Origin of the sequence: Enterobacter cloacae complex sp. 277I4 (assembly GCF_050031465.1) — a bacterium.
Classification (GTDB): Bacteria; Pseudomonadota; Gammaproteobacteria; order Enterobacterales; family Enterobacteriaceae; genus Enterobacter; species Enterobacter cloacae.
In genome coordinates this window covers 374,322-398,525 of the sequence record NZ_JBLGWC010000001.1, presented here as the reverse complement: position 1 = coordinate 398,525, position 24,204 = coordinate 374,322, and the positions used below count along the sequence as shown (strand labels likewise).

The following is a 24,204-nucleotide window of genomic DNA, read 5'->3' as shown; positions in this document are numbered from 1 at the left end:
GTTATCGTGAGTGATTAATAAAGTAGAGAGAATGGCTGTGCCACAGGAGCCACTCCTGCGGGGACGCTCGCAGGGTAGATTCAATGATGTCGGGCAGCGCGCTGGCGACATGCTGGCTGCTCACCGGCGGATGAATGTGAATACGCAGGCGGTTGTCATAGCTCAGGTGATAAAACACGACCTGCGCAGCTATCGCCCCGGAAAGACGCACCAGACCACCGTGCAACCTGGCGCTGCGACCAAATAAACGACACGGCTGTTTCGCCACCAGCGTCCCTTCTGCCTGCGAGGTATAGTCGGGCGTGATATCGGGAAAAATAATCATGTTCCGCTGCCCGGCGGCGACATCGGTGATGAGATCCATCAGGTTGCTGGCAAGCGTTTTGTTTTCCTGGTGGATTGAACAGTAGTCAAGTGCTACGCCGCCGAATGCACGGGCGGAGGCGCTGTAAAGCTCCGCGCTGGACGAGACCACCACGCTTGCTTTCCCCGGCGTGACGCTGGCACCAATGATGGCAGCGAGCACGTCAGACACCGTATGGAGCGGCGCCAGTATGTAGGGTGCGTTTTGTTCGTACAACGGTGTAACCACCGCATTGAGTTCCGCTGCGCAAGTACGCATTTGCTGAAGCAGCGCCGGGTTTTGCGCCCAGGTGGCGGCCTCTTCCAGCAGGCGTCGCCGTACTGTCAGCCAGGCCACGTTCAGGCGGATTTTTTGCCCGGTCAGGCAACGAACGTTTTCATTCGCCACCGCGTTACGCAAGCGAAACGCACGCCCGAACAGTCGCGTTGCGCACAGTCCCTTCGCCACGGTCAGCGTCACAGGGAGAGGCACGACGCGCACAATTTTCCTCAGAAAAAAAACACCGCACTGAGTAAGCCTTTGATGAATGTCTTCAATCTTTCCCGTGCTGTTTTTAAAACTCAACACGCTCCAGATTATGAATAATCTGACCACGGGATTATTTATCCTCTTCGAGCAATTCCCGAATGCGCTGCGCAAACGCCGGGAACTCGCGATCCTGAGCAACAACATAGCGTTTATTAATAATAAACATCGGGGTGGCGTTGATATCATAGTAAGCAGTAATGGCCGCCATTTCGCTGAGACGTTCTTTTACCGCCTTGCTTAGCCTGAACGTATTAAACTTGACGACATCAATATTATTTTTGACTAACCAACCATTCAGCTTTTTTTCATCCGTCAAATCGACGTTACGCGTGATAATGGCGTTATACGCACTGTCGCGAATCTGCTTTTCTATCCCCATCGCTTCCAGCGTCGCAAAAAGCGGTGCATAGGCTGCAAGACCATTATCCTCGTCAGCAATATGAATAGAGGTAAATGTGCTGTCTGGCGGCAGAGTACGGCTAAATTCCGCGAGGTTCTCTTCGTTTGCCGCACAATAATGACAACCATAAGACATGACTTCGATAATACTGCGCTCATTTTTAATCGGACTGTTCGCCTGCATATCGGGGCTGACCTCGCGAAATGCCTGCGTCTGCGAATCATCTCTCGTAAAAGTTTTAAAAACAAAAATATGGTAACAAAGTACCGTAATTAAAAAGGAAACCATAATCAGAAAGATCGAATAACCGATCGCGGTTTTGCGCGTACAGGTAGTCACTATCGTATTCTCTCAGTGGAAAATAAGAGCCTGAGGGTGTTCAGCCCCCAGGCAGTGTCGGTGTTAATAGCGGTTAGGGATCCCACCGCATTTGCTGGAATCAGCATCTCTCATTGTGGTCGTACAGCCATGCTTATCTGTACAGGTTGTGATCTGCTTACAGGAGGTGACGCCACCGACGGTGACGTTTTGATACGTGATTTCACACGTCTTGCAGGTTCCCCCCACAATCCTCGCGGCTTCAAATGCGGTCAGTTTTTTCATTTCCGTTCTCCTTACTTCGGGTTAATGGCGTGCAATATGTTGCACTGTTAAATCGGTAATGTGTTCTACCGAAAATGTGGCTCACGGATTCAGGGCATAATGCCGCGAAACGCGGAGAATAAAGCGATATTGCTTCTTATATTCAACCTCTTCATTAAATGGCGTTTGATATAGCTCAAGCGACGAATGTCGACGTTTATTTCGTCTGATATTTGCGACAGGGATTTCCCCTTAAATAGCTCTTCCATCAACCACCATTCACTTCCAGAAATCGTGGGTTCCACGCTCCGGTCATAAAGTTTTTTTTTCGTATAGTTGACCAGCGATGCACTAAAGCAACATCCCTGACGTGTTTTATCCAACAGACGCTGAAAAAAAGGCGTAATGCTCTCCATATTTTCAGTTTTGAGCAACCAGTGCGCGGTGGGCAAAATCGAATACAGCGCAAAAAAAAGAGGCATATTATGTTTGCTTAAGAGAATAATCAGGCTTTTATTTTCCTGCTGATAGAACTCTTTCATTAATTGCAGCGTGTGAAGCCGCTCTCGCGGCAGGCTGTCTAAATCACAGAGGATCCACATGCAACCCTCGTCATTAACCTGACGCTGTAATTGAACAAGGAGCTGCTCGTAATCATCCGTTAAGGAATATAAAACGTCCGCTTGTTCTGCGAGTAAACTGGTAATAACCATTTTAATTCCTTGCGAATAAAAAATATTTTTATCGTAAAGAAAGAACTGATATCTCATGTCGCAGCTCCCGGTTAACGCCGCTACTGATAATCCAACGTATAATGTGCAGTGGCGGTAAATGGCCCGGTAGTTAACGTTCCGCTTGCCACGGCATCGGGTTCCGCTTCCACAAAAGCCTGGAAGCTTAGCCGTAACAGGGTGTCGTTGATGAGAGTGGGACGGGTGGCGACATTCAGGCGCACGGGAGTATCATCCTCCTCCAGCAATCCAATCCCTACCCCGCCTGCATTACCCGGCGCTGTTGCGTTGATGGCCAGACGGTCCGCCATATTGGCGTTGGCGATGCCGCTGAACGTTACCGTCACCGCGTTAAAGACGTTCGGATTACAGTCCTGCAATTTAATCGCGAACGGAACCGGTGTCGTTTTTCCGTTTATATACAATGACTTTGTTGATATCTCACCAAAATCCACCAGGATCCGACCCGACTCTGGCGCAATACTGCACGGGTAAGCCATGACGACGCCTTTAAAGCTAAGATCGCCACCGATCAACTCTCCCCGCGCCCAGGCGGGTGCCGCAGCGAAGACCGTGAGATAACAGGTGAGGATGATTATCATGCGATGCATATTCCCTCCTTACTGGAATTCAGCCACAACCGTCGCCGACGCATGGAACTCGCCTTCGGGAATAACCGAGGTAGTGTTTTTGGCCACCGGCGCGGCGATCAGGTTCCAGTCACCTTCGTTGTGGGAAAATCCCGGCACGTTATAGAACGTGTTTGGCACCACAGGATTACCCTTGCTATCACGCAGCGCGATCCCCAGTTCAGACCGGTCGACGGCTCCTTGCGTACTCAGGTATTTGCCGTCACTGAATGCTGGATTAGCTTGCTGGATCCCCAGCTTGATATTCAGCTCTCCCTGGGAAAAACTGCCGCCCTGGCACTTGACGTGAATCGGTACGTTTTGACTGTAATTGATGCCATCCAGCCGACTGCCCGTCCCCGGAATGTTGCCGAAGTCAACGACGATGGGCGTCCCCTGATTCACGATGCATTTATCCGGTACGGTGATGACGCCTGAAGCGATGGTGACGCGCGACAGTGGCGTTTGGCCCATTGCACCCGGCCCCAGTCGTCCATAAAGTGTTGCGATTTCTGACCCCTGCAAGTTGACCCCATTGATAATGGGCTTGGTGATCATAAAGGTCACTTTCCCCTTCGCACCGGAAGCAAACTGGTTGTCCAGTATGGTGCTGGGGGGGTTGCAGTAGTTCTGATTGACGTTATTGGAGACGTTATCGAAGGGTACGGTTTTGTACTGCTGTAGATTACCGCCGATGTAGATCTCGATTTTGACGTCCATGTAGTCATTCAGCTTGAGGTAACCCGCCGTCATTCCTGATTGGGTTAACGTTGCCTGCGACGTGTAATAGACCGGCTGGCTTATCATCGGCTGCGCGCAGTACGCGCGGCCCTGAAACATCCCTGCCAGATCAAATTCGTCGATAACGACAGCACCGACCTGATTGCTGGTAATATCATGATTGTTAATGTTGATCAGGTATTCATAGGTGCCATTTACCGCCTTAATTTCACCGTCCACCACGGATCGTGCCGCCCCGGAAAATCCGAGCGCGCACATCGCCAGAAGAGCGGCATAAGGATAAGGATGTTGCATTGTCAGGCTCCTTCCTTGTTAACCCTGCTGGGCAGGGGGTAACGCCTTACAGGTATTGCCATCACAACGGAATTTCAGCTCCGGATGCCCGCCATAGTCATTCACAAACTTCATAGAAAACTGACTGACACCGGCGTCCGTTACCGCAAACGTCTGGCTCGATTTAGGCGCAACCATGATCCCCGGGAAACGGGTGATCTTCACCCCGTCTCCTTTGGTCAGGCTGAGGATCGTCACGTAGTAAGGCGTAGGATTCTGCACGGTCATTTCGCTGCCGCTTTTCTGGAACACCACCCGATCCTGCCAAACTTCCCCCTTTGTCTTCGGGATCACCGCTTCAGGGCGATAAAACAACTTGATGCGTGATTGCATTGCCAGCTGAAGCGTGTTGGGTTTTTCCGGTTTTGGCGGAATTTCCCTGACGTTGAGGTAGAACAGACTCTCTCTGTCCTTCGGCAGTTTTTCGATGCCAGCCGTTTTAGTGACCCGCGCGATCCCTTTCTGCCCCCCATTAATTCGCTGTAACGGCGGGAGTACAATCAGCGGAGAGGCGATCTTATTGCCCTTTTCATCCTCCACCCACGACTGGGCCAGGAAGGGGATATCCGGGCTGGTATTGGACAAATTGGCGCTGGACGAAGACTCTTTCTCCGTAATGATGATGCGCGTCCGATCCAGGGAGACGCCTGCCTGCGCGTAGCCCGCCACCAGGCTCAGCGCACACGCCGCCATAAGATATCTGCTATGTCTGTTCTTGCTCATTTTTAGCCTTTCATTACAGTGAGATAATGCTTACTAAAGGATTAACGGCACGGCAGAAGCATGTCCGAACGTCCGTTGTTCTCTCCAGGCGGGACGGTTACTTTGCACTGCTGTTTACCCCCCCACATAACATTCAGGGTTTCATTGGCGTTTATGCCCGCAAGCCATGCCTTTCCGTCCTCCAGCACCATGGCGACGCTTACGCCATCGGCGTTGTAAATTTCTGCCCCAAAAGGAGGGACGCTGTTATCAACGAGGCGCAACGTGCCCATCATTTTCATCCCTTTCGCCATCCCAAAAGCCTGATAGCCGATGGCCCCTTCAGTGAGGGTGCTGGTACTGATGGCTCTGGCCGGTTCGATATCGCCATCCATGGCGTCGACGTCTACGCGGGTATCAAAGCTGTTGTAACTCACTACATCCGGTACAACGGCAATACCGAAGCGGTTAGTCCGGGACTTTTCACCATTGAGTGGGACGCCGCCAATGCCGTTGGTATCGACCATGACCCGCGCCGTGTTCATTGTTGCGCCACTGTTATGCATCGCCGCACCGTGCCGGGTCGCCGTAAAGCCGCCGCGCAGAGTGGTGCTTAACGCCATAAACTCATTTTGCTGGTAGCTTGCGTTGGTATTAATTTCCGCCCACTGCGAACGGTGCAGGTAATAGCCGTCAACGCTGGCGTTACTGTTCTGACTGGCACCCGCGCGAACGCGCCACAGATTGTTGAAGTCGCTGTTGTCGGTGTATGACGCCATTGGACTGGTTTTACCGTTGTTGGTCTGGACGTCCAGACCCGCCCATTTGTTATCCCCAATCGGCACAGACAGCGAGAAGGAAATTGAGTCGTCCTTACGCCCTTTATAATCGGTACGGTAAGCAGAAAGATTGGCGGTGATGCCGTTGATATCGCCAACGCGGAAGGCTCGCCCCACGGACATGCCGTATCGATCCTGGCTGCGCTGATTCCAGTAGTTTTGGTGGGTCCAGGTAAGAAAGACGGTCGTCGCTTTACCCGCCTCACCGGCCCAGAAGGTTTTACTCCCGGTAATGGTGTAGAGCTGTTTCTCGCGTCCGACATGGTCATAACCCTGATAACGCTCATCAAGGTATTGCGCCATCGTGCGGAAGTCTTCCTGTGAGAAGCGGTACCCCGCGAACGTAATTGAGCTGTTGTATTCGTCGAAGGTTTTCGCGTAGCTCAACTTATATGAGGTACCTTTCAGGCGTTTGCCGTCAGGCTCACGGCTCCACGACTCTGTGGCATCCAGAGAGATCGCCCCTAACGCGTTCAGATCGCGACCTATACCCAGAGAGGCTGCAGTGTAGGCTTCACCCGATGACTGCAGGCCACCGTACAGCGACCACGCGTTGCTGATCCCCCAGGAGAAATCGCCAGACAGGAACGTCGGTCCCTTTAACGAGTGGTTATAACGGGACGGCGTGCCACCAGAGAGGTTGTAACGCACATAGCCCGGACGCGTGAGATACGGAATGCTGGCGGTATTCACCTGGAACAGCGATACTGAGCCATCCTGCTCCTCAACGCGTACATCGAGCGTACCGCGCACTGAACTGCGCAAATCCTGAATATTGAACGGTCCGGCGGGGACGGTAGTTTCATAGATGACGCGCCCGCTCTGACTGACGGTCACTTTGGCATTCGAGCGAGCAATACCGTGGATTTCAGGCGCATAGCCCTGCAGCGCAGGCGGCAGCATCCGCTCATCGCTGGCGAGGTTAATCCCGGTAAATCGCAGCGTATCGAAAACCTGCGAATTCAGGTAAATCTCCCCCAGCGTCAGTTTTGCCGCCATCATCGGCAACGGCCGGTAGGCGTAGATCTGGTTCCAGTCAAAACTGGATTGATGGTGCTGGCTGTAGTAGCTGGTCTGATATTCACCGCGTATGCGCCAGCCGCCGATGTTGGCTCCCGCCTGACCGTAACCTGATATCGCGCTGTAGTTTTTATTGTCGCTGAACTGACGAGTCAGCTGCCCGTTAATGCTGTAGTCAAAAATCAGGCCAGCAATACCTTCATCCCAACGTTCAGGCGGCGTCCAGTCAGGATCGTTGTACTTCATCCATGCCTGCGGCACGGTGATTTCAAGCACGCCGGCATAGTTGCTTAATTTCGCGCCAGACAAACGCTGCAGGGAATAGCAGTTTTCATAGATTTGAGCGATCTGTGAACGTGCGTCTTCTTTCAGCGCCAGTTTGTCCAGCAGGTCGCCGCTGATACACGGCAGCGTACGATTGCCTTCAGGCGATTCCACATAACGGATTTTCTCCTGGCCTACCGACTGGCCGTTAATACGGATATCCAGCAGATAATCACCAGGTGTGACATAGTTATCTGTCGCAAAACGTGACAGATCAATACGGGTACGATCTGAAGCATCCAGAACATCAGTATTAAACTCAACGCGCTCTTCTCCGCGCGCCGTTGCTGCATAGCAGCAATTCATCACCAGGAGAGCAATAATTGTAAGATTCGTTTTTAATTTTACTGACATGATCCCCGTCCTGAACAAATCCATTAAAAGCGTCCAGCGTTCCACCGCGTTATAATTATTTTGTTAATGCCTACAATTAAAATATGGAGAAATGCCGTCATGACTTTCGCGTAAATCGTTCCATCGCGATGACAGTGAAATAAAGCGGCATTAAAAATCCATTTTATTTTCGTTCTTTAACAGTGCGGGATAATTCCCGCACTGAAGTTGCTCTGCGGATTACTGATAAGCAATCTCGAAGTTAACCGTTGACTGGAAGGAACCCGCCGTTACGGTCGCACTTGCGCTTTCTGCTTTCACATATGCCACGAACGGAATGGTGTTGGTGCCATCAACCAACTGAACAGGCGTGGTTGCGTTACCCCAGACGACGTCCTGGCTGGCGCTGTCACGCAGGCCAATACCGGCACCCGACGCAGTACCAGAAGTGAAGGCAGCCAGAGACGCATCCGTTGGGTTTACGCTGGTTGGGGAGTACGTTACCTCAGCTGTTTGTGCAACGGTGGTGTCACAGTGCTGCAGTTCAATGTTCTGATGTACGTTTCCGGCGCGCGCACCATTTGCCAGTGCAGAAACTGGAATTTGGCCAAAATCAACGCTTACCGGGCTTGAGCCTGGCGCCAGACCACATGCGGTATTCACCAGTTCGCCCTGGAATTCAATCTGGCCATTCGTCGTATCAGCGAATGCAGACATTGAACTCAGAACTGCGGTCAAAGCAACAGCCATAGCAACTTTATTCAGTTTCATAAAATATCCTGTTTTTACCAATATCCTGAGAAATAAAGAGTCGTCACGCTACACAAATGATATACGCGAGTGAAATTAACTCTTGGTTTAGTTCTTAAAACGATATGCGAATAATGAAACTCGCCTAATATTAATTCCCATCGTTTCTTCGAACTAATTCAAATGCTACCAAATCACAATTTCATCACAAAGCAATACATTTAATGTGGGATAGATACGCATTATTAACTCGTAATGCTCAAAAAATAGGGTTTTATATCTCGCAGAGTGGTATGAATAATCTGAAATTTATGATGCTTTTACCACATATATAAATATATAAAAAAATGGGAAATTAAGAAATTTCGTAGAGGGAAATGTGAATTTGTTTAATCATGGGGAGAAACTGTGCTGTCGGATGCAGTCACCCGCAGGGAGAGGGTAAGAGTGAGGGAGAAAACAAAAGCAAAAAACCCCGCACCTTACGGTACGGGGTTCTTCTTATTTGATGCCTGGCAGTTCCCTACTCTCACATGGGGAGACCCCACACTACCATCGGCGCTACGGCGTTTCACTTCTGAGTTCGGCATGGGGTCAGGTGGGACCACCGCGCTAAAGCCGCCAGGCAAATTCCTGTGCTCTGTCCTGTGTCTTTTGGGCTGATACTGCGTTGGCTGCTCTCGTAAAGTCAGTCACATACCTCAGTATGCTCCTTCCTTTCCTTCGCTTGCCGCCTTGTCTCAGCGCAAAATCCTTCGGACTCTGAATCAAAGCTGAAATTCTGTCTCTTCGCCAAAACATCTTCGGCGTTGTAAGGTTAAGCCTCACGGTTCATTAGTATCGGTTAGCTCAACGCATCGCTGCGCTTACACACCCGACCTATCAACGTCATCGTCTTTAACGTTCCTTCAGGAGACTTTAAGTCTCAGGGAGAACTCATCTCGGGGCAAGTTTCGTGCTTAGATGCTTTCAGCACTTATCTCTTCCGCATTTAGCTACCGGGCAGTGCCATTGGCATGACAACCCGAACACCAGTGATGCGTCCACTCCGGTCCTCTCGTACTAGGAGCAGCCCCCCTCAATTCTCCAGCGCCCACGGCAGATAGGGACCGAACTGTCTCACGACGTTCTAAACCCAGCTCGCGTACCACTTTAAATGGCGAACAGCCATACCCTTGGGACCTACTTCAGCCCCAGGATGTGATGAGCCGACATCGAGGTGCCAAACACCGCCGTCGATATGAACTCTTGGGCGGTATCAGCCTGTTATCCCCGGAGTACCTTTTATCCGTTGAGCGATGGCCCTTCCATTCAGAACCACCGGATCACTATGACCTGCTTTCGCACCTGCTCGAGCCGTCACTCTCGCAGTCAAGCTAGCTTATGCCATTGCACTAACCTCCTGATGTCCGACCAGGATTAGCTAACCTTCGTGCTCCTCCGTTACTCTTTGGGAGGAGACCGCCCCAGTCAAACTACCCACCAGACACTGTCCGCAACCCGGATTACGGGTCTACGTTAGAACACCAGCCATTAAAGGGTGGTATTTCAAGGACGGCTCCACGCAGACTGGCGTCCACGCTTCAAAGCCTCCCACCTATCCTACACATCAAGGACCAGTGTTCAGTGTCAAGCTATAGTAAAGGTTCACGGGGTCTTTCCGTCTTGCCGCGGGTACACTGCATCTTCACAGCGAGTTCAATTTCACTGAGTCTCGGGTGGAGACAGCCTGGCCATCATTACGCCATTCGTGCAGGTCGGAACTTACCCGACAAGGAATTTCGCTACCTTAGGACCGTTATAGTTACGGCCGCCGTTTACCGGGGCTTCGATCAAGAGCTTCGCGTTACCGCTAACCCCATCAATTAACCTTCCGGCACCGGGCAGGCGTCACACCGTATACGTCCACTTTCGTGTTTGCACAGTGCTGTGTTTTTAATAAACAGTTGCAGCCAGCTGGTATCTTCGACTGATTTCAGCTCCACCCGCAGGGGCTTCACCTACATATCAGCGTGCCTTCTCCCGAAGTTACGGCACCATTTTGCCTAGTTCCTTCACCCGAGTTCTCTCAAGCGCCTTGGTATTCTCTACCTGACCACCTGTGTCGGTTTGGGGTACGATTTCGTGTTACCTGATGCTTAGAGGCTTTTCCTGGAAGCAGGGCATTTGTTACTTCAGCACCGTAGTGCCTCGTCATCACACCTCAGCGTTAAAAGGTACCGGATTTACCTGGAACCTCCGCCTACATGCTTAAACCGGGACAACCGTCGCCCGGCTAACATAGCCTTCTCCGTCCCCCCTTCGCAGTAACACCAAGTACAGGAATATTAACCTGTTTCCCATCGACTACGCCTTTCGGCCTCGCCTTAGGGGTCGACTCACCCTGCCCCGATTAACGTTGGACAGGAACCCTTGGTCTTCCGGCGAGCGGGCTTTTCACCCGCTTTATCGTTACTTATGTCAGCATTCGCACTTCTGATACCTCCAGCAGCCCTCACAGGCCACCTTCAACGGCTTACAGAACGCTCCCCTACCCAACAACACAGAGTGTCGCTGCCGCAGCTTCGGTGCATGGTTTAGCCCCGTTACATCTTCCGCGCAGGCCGACTCGACCAGTGAGCTATTACGCTTTCTTTAAATGATGGCTGCTTCTAAGCCAACATCCTGGCTGTCTGGGCCTTCCCACATCGTTTCCCACTTAACCATGACTTTGGGACCTTAGCTGGCGGTCTGGGTTGTTTCCCTCTTCACGACGGACGTTAGCACCCGCCGTGTGTCTCCCGTGATAACATTCTTCGGTATTCGTAGTTTGCATCGGGTTGGTAAGCCGGGATGGCCCCCTAGCCGAAACAGTGCTCTACCCCCGAAGATGAGTTCACGAGGCGCTACCTAAATAGCTTTCGGGGAGAACCAGCTATCTCCCGGTTTGATTGGCCTTTCACCCCCAGCCACAGGTCATCCGCTAATTTTTCAACATTAGTCGGTTCGGTCCTCCAGTTAGTGTTACCCAACCTTCAACCTGCCCATGGCTAGATCACCGGGTTTCGGGTCTATACCCTGCAACTTAACGCCCAGTTAAGACTCGGTTTCCCTTCGGCTCCCCTATACGGTTAACCTTGCTACAGAATATAAGTCGCTGACCCATTATACAAAAGGTACGCAGTCACACCACGAAGGTGCTCCCACTGCTTGTACGTACACGGTTTCAGGTTCTTTTTCACTCCCCTCGCCGGGGTTCTTTTCGCCTTTCCCTCACGGTACTGGTTCACTATCGGTCAGTCAGGAGTATTTAGCCTTGGAGGATGGTCCCCCCATATTCAGACAGGATACCACGTGTCCCGCCCTACTCTTCGAGTTCACAGCCTGTGTGTTTTCGTGTACGGGACTTTCACCCTGTACCGTGCGACTTTCCAGACGCTTCCACTAACACACAAGCTGATTCAGACTCTGGGCTGCTCCCCGTTCGCTCGCCGCTACTGGGGGAATCTCGGTTGATTTCTTTTCCTCGGGGTACTTAGATGTTTCAGTTCCCCCGGTTCGCCTCGTTAACCTATGTATTCAGTTAACGATAGTGTGACGAATCACACTGGGTTTCCCCATTCGGACATCGCCGGGTCAAGGGTTCATATCACCTCGCCGGCGCTTTTCGCAGATTAGCACGTCCTTCATCGCCTCTGACTGCCAGGGCATCCACCGTGTACGCTTAGTCGCTTAACCTCACAACCCGAAGATGTTTCACTTCTGATTGCGAAAATTTGAGAGACTCGAACACACATTAACTGTGTGTCGTTTCAATTTTCAGCTTGATCCAGATTTTTAAAGAGCAAATATCTCAAACATGACTCGCAAGTCAGTTTTGAGATATGACGGCAGGTGACTTTCACTCACGAACCAGCAAGTGGCGTCCCCTAGGGGATTCGAACCCCTGTTACCGCCGTGAAAGGGCGGTGTCCTGGGCCTCTAGACGAAGGGGACGTACAGTCTCAATCGCAAGACGCCTTGCTATTTACTTTTCATCAGACAATCTGTGTGAGCACTGCAAAGGCAGGTTCTTTAAGGTAAGGAGGTGATCCAACCGCAGGTTCCCCTACGGTTACCTTGTTACGACTTCACCCCAGTCATGAATCACAAAGTGGTAAGCGCCCTCCCGAAGGTTAAGCTACCTACTTCTTTTGCAACCCACTCCCATGGTGTGACGGGCGGTGTGTACAAGGCCCGGGAACGTATTCACCGTAGCATTCTGATCTACGATTACTAGCGATTCCGACTTCATGGAGTCGAGTTGCAGACTCCAATCCGGACTACGACGCACTTTATGAGGTCCGCTTGCTCTCGCGAGGTCGCTTCTCTTTGTATGCGCCATTGTAGCACGTGTGTAGCCCTGGTCGTAAGGGCCATGATGACTTGACGTCATCCCCACCTTCCTCCAGTTTATCACTGGCAGTCTCCTTTGAGTTCCCGGCCTAACCGCTGGCAACAAAGGATAAGGGTTGCGCTCGTTGCGGGACTTAACCCAACATTTCACAACACGAGCTGACGACAGCCATGCAGCACCTGTCTCACAGTTCCCGAAGGCACCAATCCATCTCTGGAAAGTTCTGTGGATGTCAAGACCAGGTAAGGTTCTTCGCGTTGCATCGAATTAAACCACATGCTCCACCGCTTGTGCGGGCCCCCGTCAATTCATTTGAGTTTTAACCTTGCGGCCGTACTCCCCAGGCGGTCGATTTAACGCGTTAGCTCCGGAAGCCACGCCTCAAGGGCACAACCTCCAAATCGACATCGTTTACGGCGTGGACTACCAGGGTATCTAATCCTGTTTGCTCCCCACGCTTTCGCACCTGAGCGTCAGTCTTTGTCCAGGGGGCCGCCTTCGCCACCGGTATTCCTCCAGATCTCTACGCATTTCACCGCTACACCTGGAATTCTACCCCCCTCTACAAGACTCCAGCCTGCCAGTTTCGAATGCAGTTCCCAGGTTGAGCCCGGGGATTTCACATCCGACTTGACAGACCGCCTGCGTGCGCTTTACGCCCAGTAATTCCGATTAACGCTTGCACCCTCCGTATTACCGCGGCTGCTGGCACGGAGTTAGCCGGTGCTTCTTCTGCGGGTAACGTCAATTGCTGCGGTTATTAACCACAACACCTTCCTCCCCGCTGAAAGTACTTTACAACCCGAAGGCCTTCTTCATACACGCGGCATGGCTGCATCAGGCTTGCGCCCATTGTGCAATATTCCCCACTGCTGCCTCCCGTAGGAGTCTGGACCGTGTCTCAGTTCCAGTGTGGCTGGTCATCCTCTCAGACCAGCTAGGGATCGTCGCCTAGGTGAGCCGTTACCCCACCTACTAGCTAATCCCATCTGGGCACATCTGATGGCAAGAGGCCCGAAGGTCCCCCTCTTTGGTCTTGCGACGTTATGCGGTATTAGCTACCGTTTCCAGTAGTTATCCCCCTCCATCAGGCAGTTTCCCAGACATTACTCACCCGTCCGCCACTCGTCACCCGAGAGCAAGCTCTCTGTGCTACCGTTCGACTTGCATGTGTTAGGCCTGCCGCCAGCGTTCAATCTGAGCCATGATCAAACTCTTCAATTTAAAAGTTTGATGCTCAATGAATTAAACTTCGTAATGAATTACGTGTTCACTCGTTGAGACTTGGTATTCATTTTTCGTCTTGCGACGTTAAGAATCCATGTCACTTTGAGTGCCCACACAGATTGTCTGATAAATTGTTAAAGAGCAGTTGCGACGCGCTTCAGCGCTCTGTCGCGAGGTGGCGTATATTACGCTTTCCTCTTTCAGAGTCAACCCTGATTTTCAGGATTTTTTCTCTTCAACCGACCGGGTTGTTTGTGAAGTGATTCACATCCGCCGTGTCGATGGAGGCGCATTATAGGGAGTTCCCGAGCGACCGCAACCGAAAAGTTGCAAAAAGATGACTGACTGCTGTATTCCCCAGCAAAACCCCGCTTTATACCCTTTTACACACAGACTTATCCACAATACAACGCGTAAGCATAATAAGAACCCACGGATTGAGGGGGATAATCAACTATACTATTGGCAAATATTTTCCCTGACAGACAATATCCATGATCACACAACGCCTCACCCGAGACTGGCGCATTCCTGGCGCTGGCCTCATGACGCTGCTACTCCTTATTGCGGGCTTCACTCTGCACGCACACTGGGGGGCTTTCATCCAGTGGTGTCTTGCTACGCAAATCACCCTGCACCGTTATCTGGTGATGTACCTGTTGCAGCTTAATAACCATCAGTACAGCGGTGGCTTATGGCTATTAACCGGCGCGTTCTTCTATGGCGTACTTCACGCTATCGGGCCGGGGCACGGCAAATTCATTGTCACTACCTATCTCAGTACAAATAAAGAGAGCGAACTGGCTGCCCGGGTCGTTCCTTTTTTTGGCAGTATGCTGCAGGGCGTCAGCGCCATTCTGTTTGTCTTTATTCTGGCGGTGGGGTTTAACCTGGCGTCCGGGGATATCAGTACCAGCCGCTGGTATGTCGAGAAGATAAGCGCGGTCCTCATTGGCGCATTCGGCGCGTTTATCATTTACCAGGCGCTGAAAAGCCTGCGCCCGCGCAGGATGGCAATCTCCGCCATCACGCCCCTTCACCAGCATGATGAACATTGTGGCTGCGGCCATCACGGCGTAGGGGCAGACCTTGCGCAGGGTGACTGGAAAACCCGTCTGGGTGTAATTCTGGCGATCGGCGCGCGTCCATGCAGTGGGGCCATTATGATCCTGATGTTTTCGAATGCGCTGGGCATCGTCACCTGGGGAATGGCCGCGGTAATGACCATGTCGCTGGGAACCGCGCTGTCGATTATGGGGCTATCGCTGGCCGTGCGTTACGCCCGCGAGCGCACGGTCGCCTGGTTTGGCGGCGGCGCCTCGCTGAAGTGGCTGGTTCCGGCGGTCAAGATTGCCGGCGGGATTGTTCTGATCCTGTTTGCGACCATCCTGTTCCTGACGGTGATCCCCATCAGCGCCAATGGCGATTACATCGCTGCAGGATGCTAATAAAAGAAAACCCGCCAGCGGCGGGTTTTTTGATTACTCGTTGATGCGTGGATGTTGGTCCACCAGTCGGGAGCGTTTCTTCTGCAGTTCTTCAATCTCTGCGTCAATATCTTCAATCTTCTGCTCGACGTTATCGTAGTGCTCGCGCAGGATCTCTTTCGCTTCCTGAATATCCGATGCCGCAGGCGTCGCCCCTTTCAGAGGACGGTTCGCCGTCTCCTTCATGGTAATACCCGTAATCAAACCAATCACCGCGATAACCATCAGGTAATAAGCGGGCATCATCAGGTTTTGCGTGCTTTCCACCAGAGAGGCGGCAAGCGTCGGCGTCAGACCGGCAATCAGAACCGAGATGTTAAAGGCCGCCGCCAGCGCACTGTAGCGAATATGCGTCGGGAACATGGCCGGTAGTGTAGAGGCCATCACCCCGATGAAGCAGTTGAGGATCACCGCCAGCATCAGCAAGCCGGCAAAAATCAGGCCCAGCACATTGCTGTTAATCAGAATGAATGCCGGAATAGCAAGGGCAAACAGCGCAACGCTACCCAGAATAATGAACGGTCGACGGCCAAAGCGGTCACTCAACAGCCCCATAATCGGTTGCACAAACAGCATACCCACCATGATGGCGATAATGATCAGTACACCGTGGTCTTCCGAGTAGTGCAGGTTATGCGACAGATAGCTCGGCATGTAGGTCAGCAGCATGTAGTAAGTCACGTTCGTGGAGATCACCAGGCCGATACAGACCAGCAGGCTGCGCCAGTGTTTGGTCGCGATCTCTTTAAAGGAGACTTTCGGGCCATCCTGCAGACCTTCGCGGTCACCCTGCTCGAGCTTATCAACGTGCTGCTGGAACGCAGGCGTCTCTTCAAGCGCATGACGCAGGTACAGGCCAATGATCCCCAGCGGCAGCGCGAGGAAGAACGGAATACGCCAGCCCCATTCAAGGAAGTTCGCCTCACCAACCACGGTTGAAATCAGCACCACCACGCCCGCACCCATGACGAACCCGGCAATGGAACCAAAGTCCAGCCAGCTTCCCATGAAGCCACGTTTACGGTCCGGGGAGTACTCTGCAACGAAGATCGAGGCACCGGTATATTCTCCCCCTACGGAGAATCCCTGAGCCATCTTACAGAGCAGCAGCAATATTGGCGCCCAGATGCCAATCGAAGCATAAGACGGGATCAGGCCGATACAGAATGTACTGATCGACATAATGACAATGGTGATGGCCAGGATCTTCTGACGACCATATTTATCACCAAGCATACCGAAGAACAGACCACCCAGCGGGCGAATGAGGAAGGGAACCGAGAACGTACCCAGCGCGGCAATCATCTGCAGGCTGGGGTCAGCGCCGGGGAAGAACACTTTACCTAACGCATAGGCCACGAAGCCGTAGACACCAAAATCGAACCATTCCATCGCATTACCGAGCGAGGCGGCAGTGATCGCTTTACGCAGTTTTGCATCATCGATGATGGTGACGTCGCGAAGCGTGATGGGTTTAATCTTTTTCCTTCTAAGCATAGCTTTCCTCGTAGACTCAGCCCTGTCCATTTCACCGGCCATCTGGTGAACCGTGAAACGGGGATCCGCTCCATGCGAATCGCCTTATTCAAGCGTAGCAGGTTTACTTACATTGACGTTTTACGTCGATACAACCGAACCTGTTGACGCCTGTCTGGGCAGTTAATGACCTTTTTACCCTACCAGCGTTTATATTTGTGATCAACTTCACATATATTTTTCCGTATCGTCAACTGAGTTCAATATTTGTCAATTTCCGCCCATCAGCTCTTTCTTATCCACCAAAAAAGAACATGCTCACGCACGTTATTATCGCCTGCACAACAATTCTCAAAACCATACTGCGTCACATCAGATTTACATAAATTTTAAATATTAAAACGCGGTTCGAATATTTACGCTGAATATGTGATAGAGATAACTAAAACACTGTTTTATTTTCATTGAATCATCATTCCAATGATCGCATGATAAATCCGAACGCAACGTCCAGCGGGCTTTTGAGCGGCATGAATCAAGAGCGCGCGATTAATTTCCCTGAAAGGATAACGAAGCGCCAGGCTAAGCATCCTTTCAATTAATTGAATTTGTTGATTTTATTTTCGATAGCATTCCGTCCGCCACGCGGGACACGATGTGAGGGTTGTACATGAAGATTAAAGCCACAATAGAACGCATCCCCGGCGGGATGATGCTGGTTCCTCTGGTGCTTGGCGCCATTCTGAATACCCTGGCACCTGATACCGGTGCTTATTTTGGTGGTTTCACAAAAGGAATGATTACGGGAACCGTGCCCATTCTGGCCGTCTGGTTCTTTTGTATTGGAGCATCTATTAACCTGCGGGCAACGGGTACCGTATTACGTAAATCCGGAACTCTGGTTATAACGAAAATTGCGGTTGCCTGGGTTGTGGCAATGGTCTGTGCACTGTTCATTCCGGAGAATGGCATTCAGACCGGATTCTTCGCCGGATTATCCGTTCTGGCCATTGTCTCCGCGATGGATATGACTAACGGTGGGCTCTATGCCAGCCTGATGAACCAGTACGGCACAAAAGAGGAGTCTGGCGCCTTTGTGCTGATGTCTCTGGAGTCCGGTCCGCTGATGACGATGTTGATTCTGGGCTCGGCGGGGCTGGCCTCGTTTGAACCACACCACTTTGTCGGCGCGATCCTGCCTTTCCTGATCGGTTTTGCGCTGGGGAATCTGGACCACGATCTGCGCGATTTCTTCAGCAAAGCCACGCCGGTGCTGATCCCGTTCTTCGGCTTCGCGCTGGGGAATACCATTAACCTGAAGGTGATCCTCGATACCGGTCTGCTGGGTATTGTCCTGGGCGTGGCTGTTATCATTATCACCGGCATTCCGCTGATCATTGCCGATCGCGTAATTGGCGGAGGAAACGGAACGGCAGGTGTAGCCGCCTCTTCAGCCGCCGGGGCCGCCGTGGCGAATCCGGTGATCATTGCCCAGATTAACCCGGCTTTCGAACCGGTTGCGGCCTCGGCAACGGCGCTGGTTGCCGCCAGCGTGATCGTCACCGCCATTCTGGTGCCCATCATCACGGCCCTGTATGCGAAGCGCTTCGGCAATCTCCCCGAGCCGGATACAGAACCGAAAGCAGTAGAGCTTCATCATTAACGCACCGCATAAGACCCCCCTCTCCCCGCCGGGTGAGGGGTTCAACCAAAAATTTCTTCCACCATCCCATCCACCAGCCGCTTTGCCGAACAGAGTCTCGGCATACCCAGCGCGACCGTTTGCCAGTTTTGGGTTACTGACCAGCTCACCGGGTGACTGTCCGCCTGACACCAGTCCCCCAGCCAGCCCAGCATATCTTTATGATCGATGCTCCCCGGCGTAGAGGGGGTTGTGAGCCACTGGTGATAAAAATGGCGGGTAGTGGGAGAAGCATTGATCCCCTGCGCCAGATAATTTGCCGCCATGCTGCGCAGGTTATCCTTGAGCATTGCCGCCACGTCCGCATTCGCCAGACGACAGGCATCGCCAAATGCTCCCCAGCGCAGCTCTTCCAGCACAATGTAGCAACGCCCGGCCAGCGACCAGCCATCATAGTGTCCGGCCCGCCAGCGGGTAAAAATCTGCTCGCTATGATCGCCCGCCTGCACCGTTAACCCACGCTGGGACAACGCCTTTTCTTTATAGGCTGCGCGTTGAAGAAAATGGGAAGAGAGTTCAGCGTACTGCTGAACCAGGCCCGGCGAGGGCTGCGTACGCAGAGAGGTTTGCTGGCGCAGGGCAACCAGTTTATCGGCCATACGCGTCAGCGCGAGATGCCCCGGATCCAGCATGCCGGCCAGCTTTTCCGCCAGCCCCAGGCGCAGAGCCGCATTTTCGTTGAGCATTCCCGCCATTGCCCACGGTCGCAGCCGGGTGTGCGTCATGATCTCCTGCGTCAAACGCTCACGAAACTGCAGCTGTTGCGGCCCCAGATGGGTATGACGCGGCGCGTCTACCCCCTGGACCAGATCGACCATAAATTTAGGATGGATACACTCCAGCGTCCGCCCGGGACCGTCCAGTAGCTGTGTTGTCATGGTTGCTCTGCCGCGAAAAGAGTTTGAATATCATCGCGTAACAGTCGGGTATCTTCCTGAATCCACGTCGCAGTCGTGATACTTTGTTTCAACAGCTGGCTGAGCGATCGGGTCGAATGCTCATTTTGCTGACGGACTGCGAGGCTATCACGCAAGCTTTCCTGTAACCCGGCAAGGCATAACGAAAATTCTGCAAAGAACGTTGCCATACCCGCCGTAACAGAGACATCGACCTGCGCGGTTAAAGCTTTACGGATTTGTTCACAAAACTGATCAATATGCTGCATAAACTTGTCATGCAGCTGCGCAATATCAATAACGTATCGCGTGCGCGTCGCCACATAATCTTCCCAGCCCCAGCCAGGATTGTTCAGCCAGCGCGACACCGTTTCCCGTACACTTCCCGCAGCCGATGGCTGGCCTGCCGGACGGGTATCCTCCGCGATGGCATCAGTAAACAGCGCCCGCGTATTGAAGTTCAGCTGATTTGCCTGAAATGCCGGGAAACTGATCCGCGCCCGGAAACCGGCATGGCTGAGCTGCTCTTTAATACGCAGCTCAATGGGCCGCATCGCCTCATTCAGCGAACGCGCCAGCGTAGACTCCAGTTGATCGAAGCGAAGCGCCAGCTCCCGGCTGATTTTCGTCTGTGCGTCCAGCATGACCTGCTCGCAGGCGGAGCGGATGCTGTTCAGTACCGTTTGCGCCTGCCTTTCATCATCCAGCACCAGCTGCGTCAGCGCCTCCGGTGCATCCTGCCGATGATTCAGCGGATCAATACCTGCCAAATCAAGTAGCGTGTGGCTGTTGAAGATATGGCCAATCGCCTGCTGAAGGGCTCCTTTCTGCAACGCCATAAAATCGTCAGTGGCGTGGAGGGCCTGCTCCACTTCGTGTTTGACTTCTTCGCTAGCCACGCGCTGCCGCGTTTGCAGCAGAGCCATATCCTCTTCAAGACGCGTAATATTCAGCTCCAGCGATTCAAAGGCCACCGTCAGGGCCTGATAGCGAAAATCGAGATACTCTCTGGCATTTTGGGCATAGTTGAGCAGCTTATGCGACGCCGAACGCAGCGCAAATAACGACGCATTGGCATAGGCGGCGTAAATGAGTTTGCGGATAGGTTGTTCAAATAACGAATCTTCCCACAGCAAATCAGCCGCATGACGAATATGTTCGATATCATCCAGGTCCGCCGTACGCCAGCGACGCCCCAGCGCGGCCTCGGCAAAGTCCTGTACCCAGCGCTGTTCCTGGTGATCCGGTAGCTGCCCATGGTTCGCCATCTCATAGCGGGCGCGGTTTGCCAGATAGGCCCACATCGACGAAACAGGGTAAATTTGTCCCGGAGAGATGTTCCCTTTCATTAAGGTCCCGGAGATCATCGCCCTGACCTGCTCTTCATCGTCGCTGTTGCGATCCTTCTGGTCGAATTTATTCACCAGCGCATACAAAGGCACCGATTTTCCCGCTACCGAAATGGCCTGACGAACCTCTTCATCAGAAATCGATTTGAGCTGGGTATAGTCCATCACCGCCAGCACCGCGGAGGCGCGGGACAACTGTTCGGTGAGCATTTTTTGCAGATGGGGCTGCCCGGCTTCATTTGGCCCAGGCGTGTCCAGCAGCGTCAGCTGCCCCAGGTGCGCATCCAGACCCGCAAGATGCACAAACTCCACCTCAATCACCGGTATATGCTCTATCGCCGCGTACTCTGAGAACGGGAAGGCCACGTCCAGCGCCTGAGAGAGCCTCACGAGGTCGTTCAGGCTTTTCAGACAATGAAATATCGGCTGCGCCCCAAGGTGGTGCTTCTCGAAAGCCTCGCCTCTTTCAATTCTCTCCAGCAGCGTATTCATGTCTTTATCGATTTCCAGACGCTGCGCCAGCTTACCGCGATCGTCATCGCAGAGCTTTTTCTGTAGCAGTTGGATCAAATCATCAATGGGAGAGACATGCGTAAAATGCAGTACCGGCTCTTTCTGGCCCGGCGTATGACGAATAAGGGTCGGAAGCGCCGTCATCGGACGGTTGCGGTTGGGCAACACTTCGGTGCCCACAATCGCATTAATGGTGGTCGATTTCCCCGCCTTCATGGTTCCAACAATAGCCAGCACCATTTCCAGACGGGTTATTTTGCGCAATTCACTATTCAGCATCGCCTGCTGTGCTTCGACACCACGCGCGCTAAAATGCAAAGGTAAAACGTTGTTCTTTTCACCCGTAATGGCCGTCGCGGTACTCTCCAGCATCGCTATCGGCATTGATTTCAAGGTATCAAGGTTTTGCAGGGCGAGTTGTAGCAACCGTTCTGCTTCCTGGCTTAATTCAAAAATTGTCTGTGTGTGCATGATAAAAGCCTTTCCTTAACGCAAATTTATTACTTTTATTAAGCCACCGGGTTTTAATTATGTTTTTCGGCTTATATGATCACGTGTGGAAAACATGTTCACCGAAATATAACTGATTGAAGACAATCAGAAATAAATCGCTATCCTTGCATGGCGTGAAAAGCTTTTCTCCTGACCTGATAGTCAAAAGATAAAAAGCGTAGCCCATTTTTAAGAAACTTCAGGATATATCATCATTATTTACCCACCTAAAAAGAGAGGGAATGGTTCAGCGTCATAACAGATGTACGACGACGAAAACCGGCGATAAATAACAATGTGTCGCTTCACCTTATCCGAAATGGCGGAACGTAGCAATTTGCCGCAATAAAATATTCGATATATTCAGTGTCAATTCTTCCCAACACGTTAATGGCGTTAGCATCGCTTAACCGACTGACAGAAAGTGTCACCCGCAACACGCTTTTCGGTTTTTTTTTATTAAACAATATCACCGACAATCGTGTGGATTTGCGTTATACTTGCCCTCTTTTTCGGCGCTCTGCCGTCATTTTGCTGGCACTTTCCAGCGTGTTAAGCACTTTTTTGAGGATACCCCCGATGCAACTTCCACACTGCCCGAAATGCAATTCTGAATACACCTATGAAGATAATGGCATGTTCATTTGCCCGGAATGCGCCCACGAATGGAACGACGCAGAGCCGTCACAGGATGCTGACGTGCTGATTGTAAAAGATGCTAACGGTAACCTGCTGGCAGATGGCGACAGCGTCACCGTCGTCAAAGACCTGAAGGTTAAAGGCAGCTCTTCCATGCTGAAGATCGGGACCAAAGTGAAGAATATCCGTCTGGTTGAAGGCGATCATAATATCGACTGCAAAATTGACGGTTTTGGTCCAATGAAACTGAAATCTGAGTTTGTGAAAAAGAACTGATTTACCCGCCCGGTGGCGCTTCGCTTACCGGGCACACACCCACTACACTTAATGGGCTTTTCTTACGTGAGGTAAAGATTATGCCGTTAAGTCCCTACATCTCTTTCGCCGGCAACTGTGCAGAGGCAACCGCCTTTTATCAGCAGGCCGTCGGCGCAGAACTCCTCTATAAAATCACCTTCGGCGAAATGCCAAAAAGCGAGAGCAGCGAAGAAGGCTGCCCGTCTGGCATGCAGTTCCCGGACTCCGCTATAGCCCACTCCAACGTTCGCATTGCGGGCAGCGATATCATGATGAGCGATGGCCTGCCGCCGGGCAGTAAGGCGCAGTATGCCGGATTCACGCTGGTTCTCGACACACAGGATGTCAATGAAGGCCAACGCTGGTTCGACAATCTCGCGGATGGCGGAAATATTGAAATGGCCTGGCAGGAGACCTTCTGGGCGCACGGTTTCGGTAAGGTCACCGACAAATACGGCGTGCCGTGGATGATTAACGTCGTTAAGCAGCAACAAAGTTCGTAGGCCGGATAAGCGCAGCGCATCCGGCAACAACCCCGGGTGGCGCTGCGCTGACCGGGTCTGGAAAGATTGTCATCGTTTTCACTTCAACTCTTCAAACTCCCGCAACCTGCACTTAACCCAAATGTCATATTGATGCGCCAGCATGAGGCCACATTTATTGTGAGGCCCAGCATATGCAAACCGTCATCCGCGTCGAGAAACTGAGCAAGACCTTTCATCACAACAAGGCTCTGCATGCCGTTGATCTGACCGTCCAGCAGGGCGACATGGTAGCGCTGCTGGGGCCATCCGGTTCAGGTAAATCCACCCTTCTGCGTCACTTAAGCGGCCTGATTACCGGCGATAGCATCCCGGAAAGCCACGTCGAACTGCTGGGCAACACCGTACAGCGCGCAGGGCGACTGGCGCGGGATATCCGCAAAAGCCGCGCGCAGACAGGCTGCATCTTCCAGCAATTTAATCTGGTAAATCGACTGACGGTGCTGGAGAACGTGCTGATTGGCGCGCTCGGCAGCACCCCATTCTGGCGCACCTGTCTGCGCTGGTTCTCCCCGTTACAGAAGCAAGAGGCGTTGCGGGCACTCACCCGCGTAGGCATGGCGCACTTCGCCCATCAGCGCGTCTCCACCCTCTCCGGTGGACAACAGCAGCGCGTGGCCATCGCCCGTGCCCTGATGCAGAAAGCGAAAATCATCCTTGCCGACGAGCCCATCGCCTCGCTGGATCCGGAATCCGCCCGCATCGTGATGGAAACCCTGCATGACATTAACCAGAACGACGGCATCACCGTGGTGGTGACGCTGCATCAGGTGGATTACGCCCTGCGCTACTGCGAGCGCATTGTCGCCCTGCGTCAGGGACATGTGTTCTTTGATGGCGCAAGCCACCAGTTTGATAACGAACGTTTTGACCATCTCTACCGCAGCATTAACCGTGTCGAAGAGAACGCGAAGGCTGCATAACGTCCCCACT

The 24,204-nt window shown here is 52.4% G+C and carries 17 protein-coding genes, 1 tRNA gene and 3 rRNA genes; 5 read left to right on the top strand and 16 right to left on the bottom strand.

The features are described 5' to 3' along the window. Position 1: 1 nt before the first annotated feature. From ACQG19_RS01870 to ACQG19_RS01810, 13 genes are all read right to left on the bottom strand, one after another. The gene (locus ACQG19_RS01870) at positions 2-958 is read right to left on the bottom strand and encodes an ABC transporter (RefSeq protein ID WP_095440240.1); all 957 of its coding nucleotides are present in this window, start codon (positions 956-958) and stop codon (positions 2-4) included. A gap of 4 nt (positions 959-962) precedes the next feature. Continuing rightward, positions 963-1,580 carry a DsbA family protein gene (locus tag ACQG19_RS01865; protein ID WP_246932145.1) on the bottom strand — a complete coding sequence of 206 codons (618 nt, stop codon included), beginning with the start codon at positions 1,578-1,580 and terminating at the stop codon, positions 963-965. Positions 1,581-1,694: 114 nt separating this feature from the next. After that, the gene (locus tag ACQG19_RS01860) at positions 1,695-1,895 is read right to left on the bottom strand and encodes a DUF4762 family protein (protein WP_013095127.1); all 201 of its coding nucleotides are present in this window, start codon (positions 1,893-1,895) and stop codon (positions 1,695-1,697) included. A gap of 89 nt (positions 1,896-1,984) precedes the next feature. Then, positions 1,985-2,644, bottom strand: a complete 660-nt coding sequence (locus ACQG19_RS01855; RefSeq protein WP_095440241.1) for a transcriptional regulator — start codon at positions 2,642-2,644, stop codon at positions 1,985-1,987. A gap of 23 nt (positions 2,645-2,667) precedes the next feature. Then, on the bottom strand, positions 2,668-3,216 hold the full coding sequence (locus ACQG19_RS01850) for a fimbrial protein (RefSeq protein WP_048972343.1): 549 nt from the start codon (positions 3,214-3,216) through the stop codon (positions 2,668-2,670). 9 nt (positions 3,217-3,225) lie between these two features. Further along, positions 3,226-4,269 (bottom strand): fimbrial protein, encoded by a 1,044-nt coding sequence (locus tag ACQG19_RS01845; protein ID WP_023622584.1) that lies wholly within the window; start codon positions 4,267-4,269, stop codon positions 3,226-3,228. An 18-nt stretch (positions 4,270-4,287) separates the two neighbouring features. Further along, entirely contained in the window at positions 4,288-5,031 is a 744-nt protein-coding gene (locus ACQG19_RS01840; RefSeq protein ID WP_370882414.1) for a fimbrial biogenesis chaperone, read from the bottom strand. Positions 5,032-5,072: 41 nt separating this feature from the next. Next, positions 5,073-7,547: a fimbria/pilus outer membrane usher protein gene (locus ACQG19_RS01835; protein WP_102751994.1), complete on the bottom strand. Its 2,475-nt coding sequence runs from the start codon at positions 7,545-7,547 to the stop codon at positions 5,073-5,075. 219 nt (positions 7,548-7,766) lie between these two features. Continuing rightward, positions 7,767-8,297 carry a fimbrial protein gene (locus tag ACQG19_RS01830; protein ID WP_246932141.1) on the bottom strand — a complete coding sequence of 177 codons (531 nt, stop codon included), beginning with the start codon at positions 8,295-8,297 and terminating at the stop codon, positions 7,767-7,769. 489 nt (positions 8,298-8,786) lie between these two features. After that, positions 8,787-8,902: ribosomal RNA gene (gene rrf, locus ACQG19_RS01825) — 5S ribosomal RNA — on the bottom strand. A gap of 187 nt (positions 8,903-9,089) precedes the next feature. Next, positions 9,090-11,993, bottom strand: a 23S ribosomal RNA gene (locus ACQG19_RS01820). A 182-nt stretch (positions 11,994-12,175) separates the two neighbouring features. Then, positions 12,176-12,251: transfer RNA gene (locus ACQG19_RS01815), tRNA-Glu, on the bottom strand. A gap of 84 nt (positions 12,252-12,335) precedes the next feature. Continuing rightward, positions 12,336-13,875, bottom strand: a 16S ribosomal RNA gene (locus ACQG19_RS01810). Together the 16S, 23S and 5S rRNA genes with 1 tRNA gene alongside form the textbook arrangement of a ribosomal RNA operon. A gap of 497 nt (positions 13,876-14,372) precedes the next feature. Between ACQG19_RS01810 and ACQG19_RS01805 the strand changes: the two genes are divergently transcribed. Next, on the top strand, positions 14,373-15,326 hold the full coding sequence (locus ACQG19_RS01805) for a nickel/cobalt transporter (protein WP_038418498.1): 954 nt from the start codon (positions 14,373-14,375) through the stop codon (positions 15,324-15,326). Between the two features lie 33 nt (positions 15,327-15,359). On the opposite strand, the gene proP is transcribed toward ACQG19_RS01805, so the two are convergent. Further along, on the bottom strand, positions 15,360-16,862 hold the full coding sequence (gene proP, locus ACQG19_RS01800) for a glycine betaine/L-proline transporter ProP (RefSeq protein WP_013095119.1): 1,503 nt from the start codon (positions 16,860-16,862) through the stop codon (positions 15,360-15,362). 649 nt (positions 16,863-17,511) lie between these two features. On the opposite strand from proP, the gene kdgT reads away from it, so the two are divergent. Continuing rightward, positions 17,512-18,504: a 2-keto-3-deoxygluconate transporter gene (gene kdgT / locus ACQG19_RS01795; protein WP_013095118.1), complete on the top strand. Its 993-nt coding sequence runs from the start codon at positions 17,512-17,514 to the stop codon at positions 18,502-18,504. 41 nt (positions 18,505-18,545) lie between these two features. Here the strand turns inward: kdgT and ACQG19_RS01790 are convergent, their stop codons facing one another. Further along, a complete protein-coding gene (locus ACQG19_RS01790; protein WP_029882903.1) occupies positions 18,546-19,421 on the bottom strand; it encodes a diguanylate cyclase regulator RdcB family protein in 876 nt (291 codons plus the stop codon). Further along, positions 19,418-21,772: a clamp-binding protein CrfC gene (crfC, locus tag ACQG19_RS01785; protein ID WP_013095116.1), complete on the bottom strand. Its 2,355-nt coding sequence runs from the start codon at positions 21,770-21,772 to the stop codon at positions 19,418-19,420. The genes ACQG19_RS01790 and crfC overlap by 4 nt, the downstream gene beginning before the upstream one ends. Positions 21,773-22,372: 600 nt before the next feature. Here crfC and ACQG19_RS01780 point away from each other — a divergent pair. The 3 genes from ACQG19_RS01780 (at position 22,373) to phnC (ending at position 24,194) form a co-directional block, all read left to right on the top strand. Continuing rightward, complete coding sequence (locus tag ACQG19_RS01780; RefSeq protein WP_013095115.1) at positions 22,373-22,708, top strand: zinc ribbon domain-containing protein YjdM; 336 nt, start codon at positions 22,373-22,375, stop codon at positions 22,706-22,708. An 80-nt stretch (positions 22,709-22,788) separates the two neighbouring features. Next, positions 22,789-23,232 (top strand): VOC family metalloprotein YjdN, encoded by a 444-nt coding sequence (gene yjdN / locus ACQG19_RS01775; protein ID WP_013095114.1) that lies wholly within the window; start codon positions 22,789-22,791, stop codon positions 23,230-23,232. Between the two features lie 173 nt (positions 23,233-23,405). Further along, entirely contained in the window at positions 23,406-24,194 is a 789-nt protein-coding gene (gene phnC, locus ACQG19_RS01770; protein WP_013095113.1) for a phosphonate ABC transporter ATP-binding protein, read from the top strand. Positions 24,195-24,204: the final 10 nt, after the last annotated feature.

Bases quoted from the DNA above. Each gene is read 5' to 3' on its own strand.
- ACQG19_RS01865 (WP_246932145.1), bottom strand. From the start codon at position 1,580: ATGGTTTCCTTTTTAATTACGGTACTTTGTTACCATATTTTTGTTTTT.
- ACQG19_RS01860 (WP_013095127.1), bottom strand. From the start codon at position 1,895: ATGAAAAAACTGACCGCATTTGAAGCCGCGAGGATTGTGGGGGGAACC.
- ACQG19_RS01855 (WP_095440241.1), bottom strand. From the start codon at position 2,644: ATGAGATATCAGTTCTTTCTTTACGATAAAAATATTTTTTATTCGCAA.
- ACQG19_RS01850 (WP_048972343.1), bottom strand. From the start codon at position 3,216: ATGCATCGCATGATAATCATCCTCACCTGTTATCTCACGGTCTTCGCT.
- ACQG19_RS01845 (WP_023622584.1), bottom strand. From the start codon at position 4,269: ATGCAACATCCTTATCCTTATGCCGCTCTTCTGGCGATGTGCGCGCTC.
- ACQG19_RS01840 (WP_370882414.1), bottom strand. From the start codon at position 5,031: ATGAGCAAGAACAGACATAGCAGATATCTTATGGCGGCGTGTGCGCTG.
- ACQG19_RS01835 (WP_102751994.1), bottom strand. From the start codon at position 7,547: ATGTCAGTAAAATTAAAAACGAATCTTACAATTATTGCTCTCCTGGTG.
- ACQG19_RS01830 (WP_246932141.1), bottom strand. From the start codon at position 8,297: ATGAAACTGAATAAAGTTGCTATGGCTGTTGCTTTGACCGCAGTTCTG.
- ACQG19_RS01805 (WP_038418498.1), top strand. From the start codon at position 14,373: ATGATCACACAACGCCTCACCCGAGACTGGCGCATTCCTGGCGCTGGC.
- proP (WP_013095119.1), bottom strand. From the start codon at position 16,862: ATGCTTAGAAGGAAAAAGATTAAACCCATCACGCTTCGCGACGTCACC.
- kdgT (WP_013095118.1), top strand. From the start codon at position 17,512: ATGAAGATTAAAGCCACAATAGAACGCATCCCCGGCGGGATGATGCTG.
- ACQG19_RS01790 (WP_029882903.1), bottom strand. From the start codon at position 19,421: ATGACAACACAGCTACTGGACGGTCCCGGGCGGACGCTGGAGTGTATC.
- crfC (WP_013095116.1), bottom strand. From the start codon at position 21,772: ATGCACACACAGACAATTTTTGAATTAAGCCAGGAAGCAGAACGGTTG.
- ACQG19_RS01780 (WP_013095115.1), top strand. From the start codon at position 22,373: ATGCAACTTCCACACTGCCCGAAATGCAATTCTGAATACACCTATGAA.
- yjdN (WP_013095114.1), top strand. From the start codon at position 22,789: ATGCCGTTAAGTCCCTACATCTCTTTCGCCGGCAACTGTGCAGAGGCA.
- phnC (WP_013095113.1), top strand. From the start codon at position 23,406: ATGCAAACCGTCATCCGCGTCGAGAAACTGAGCAAGACCTTTCATCAC.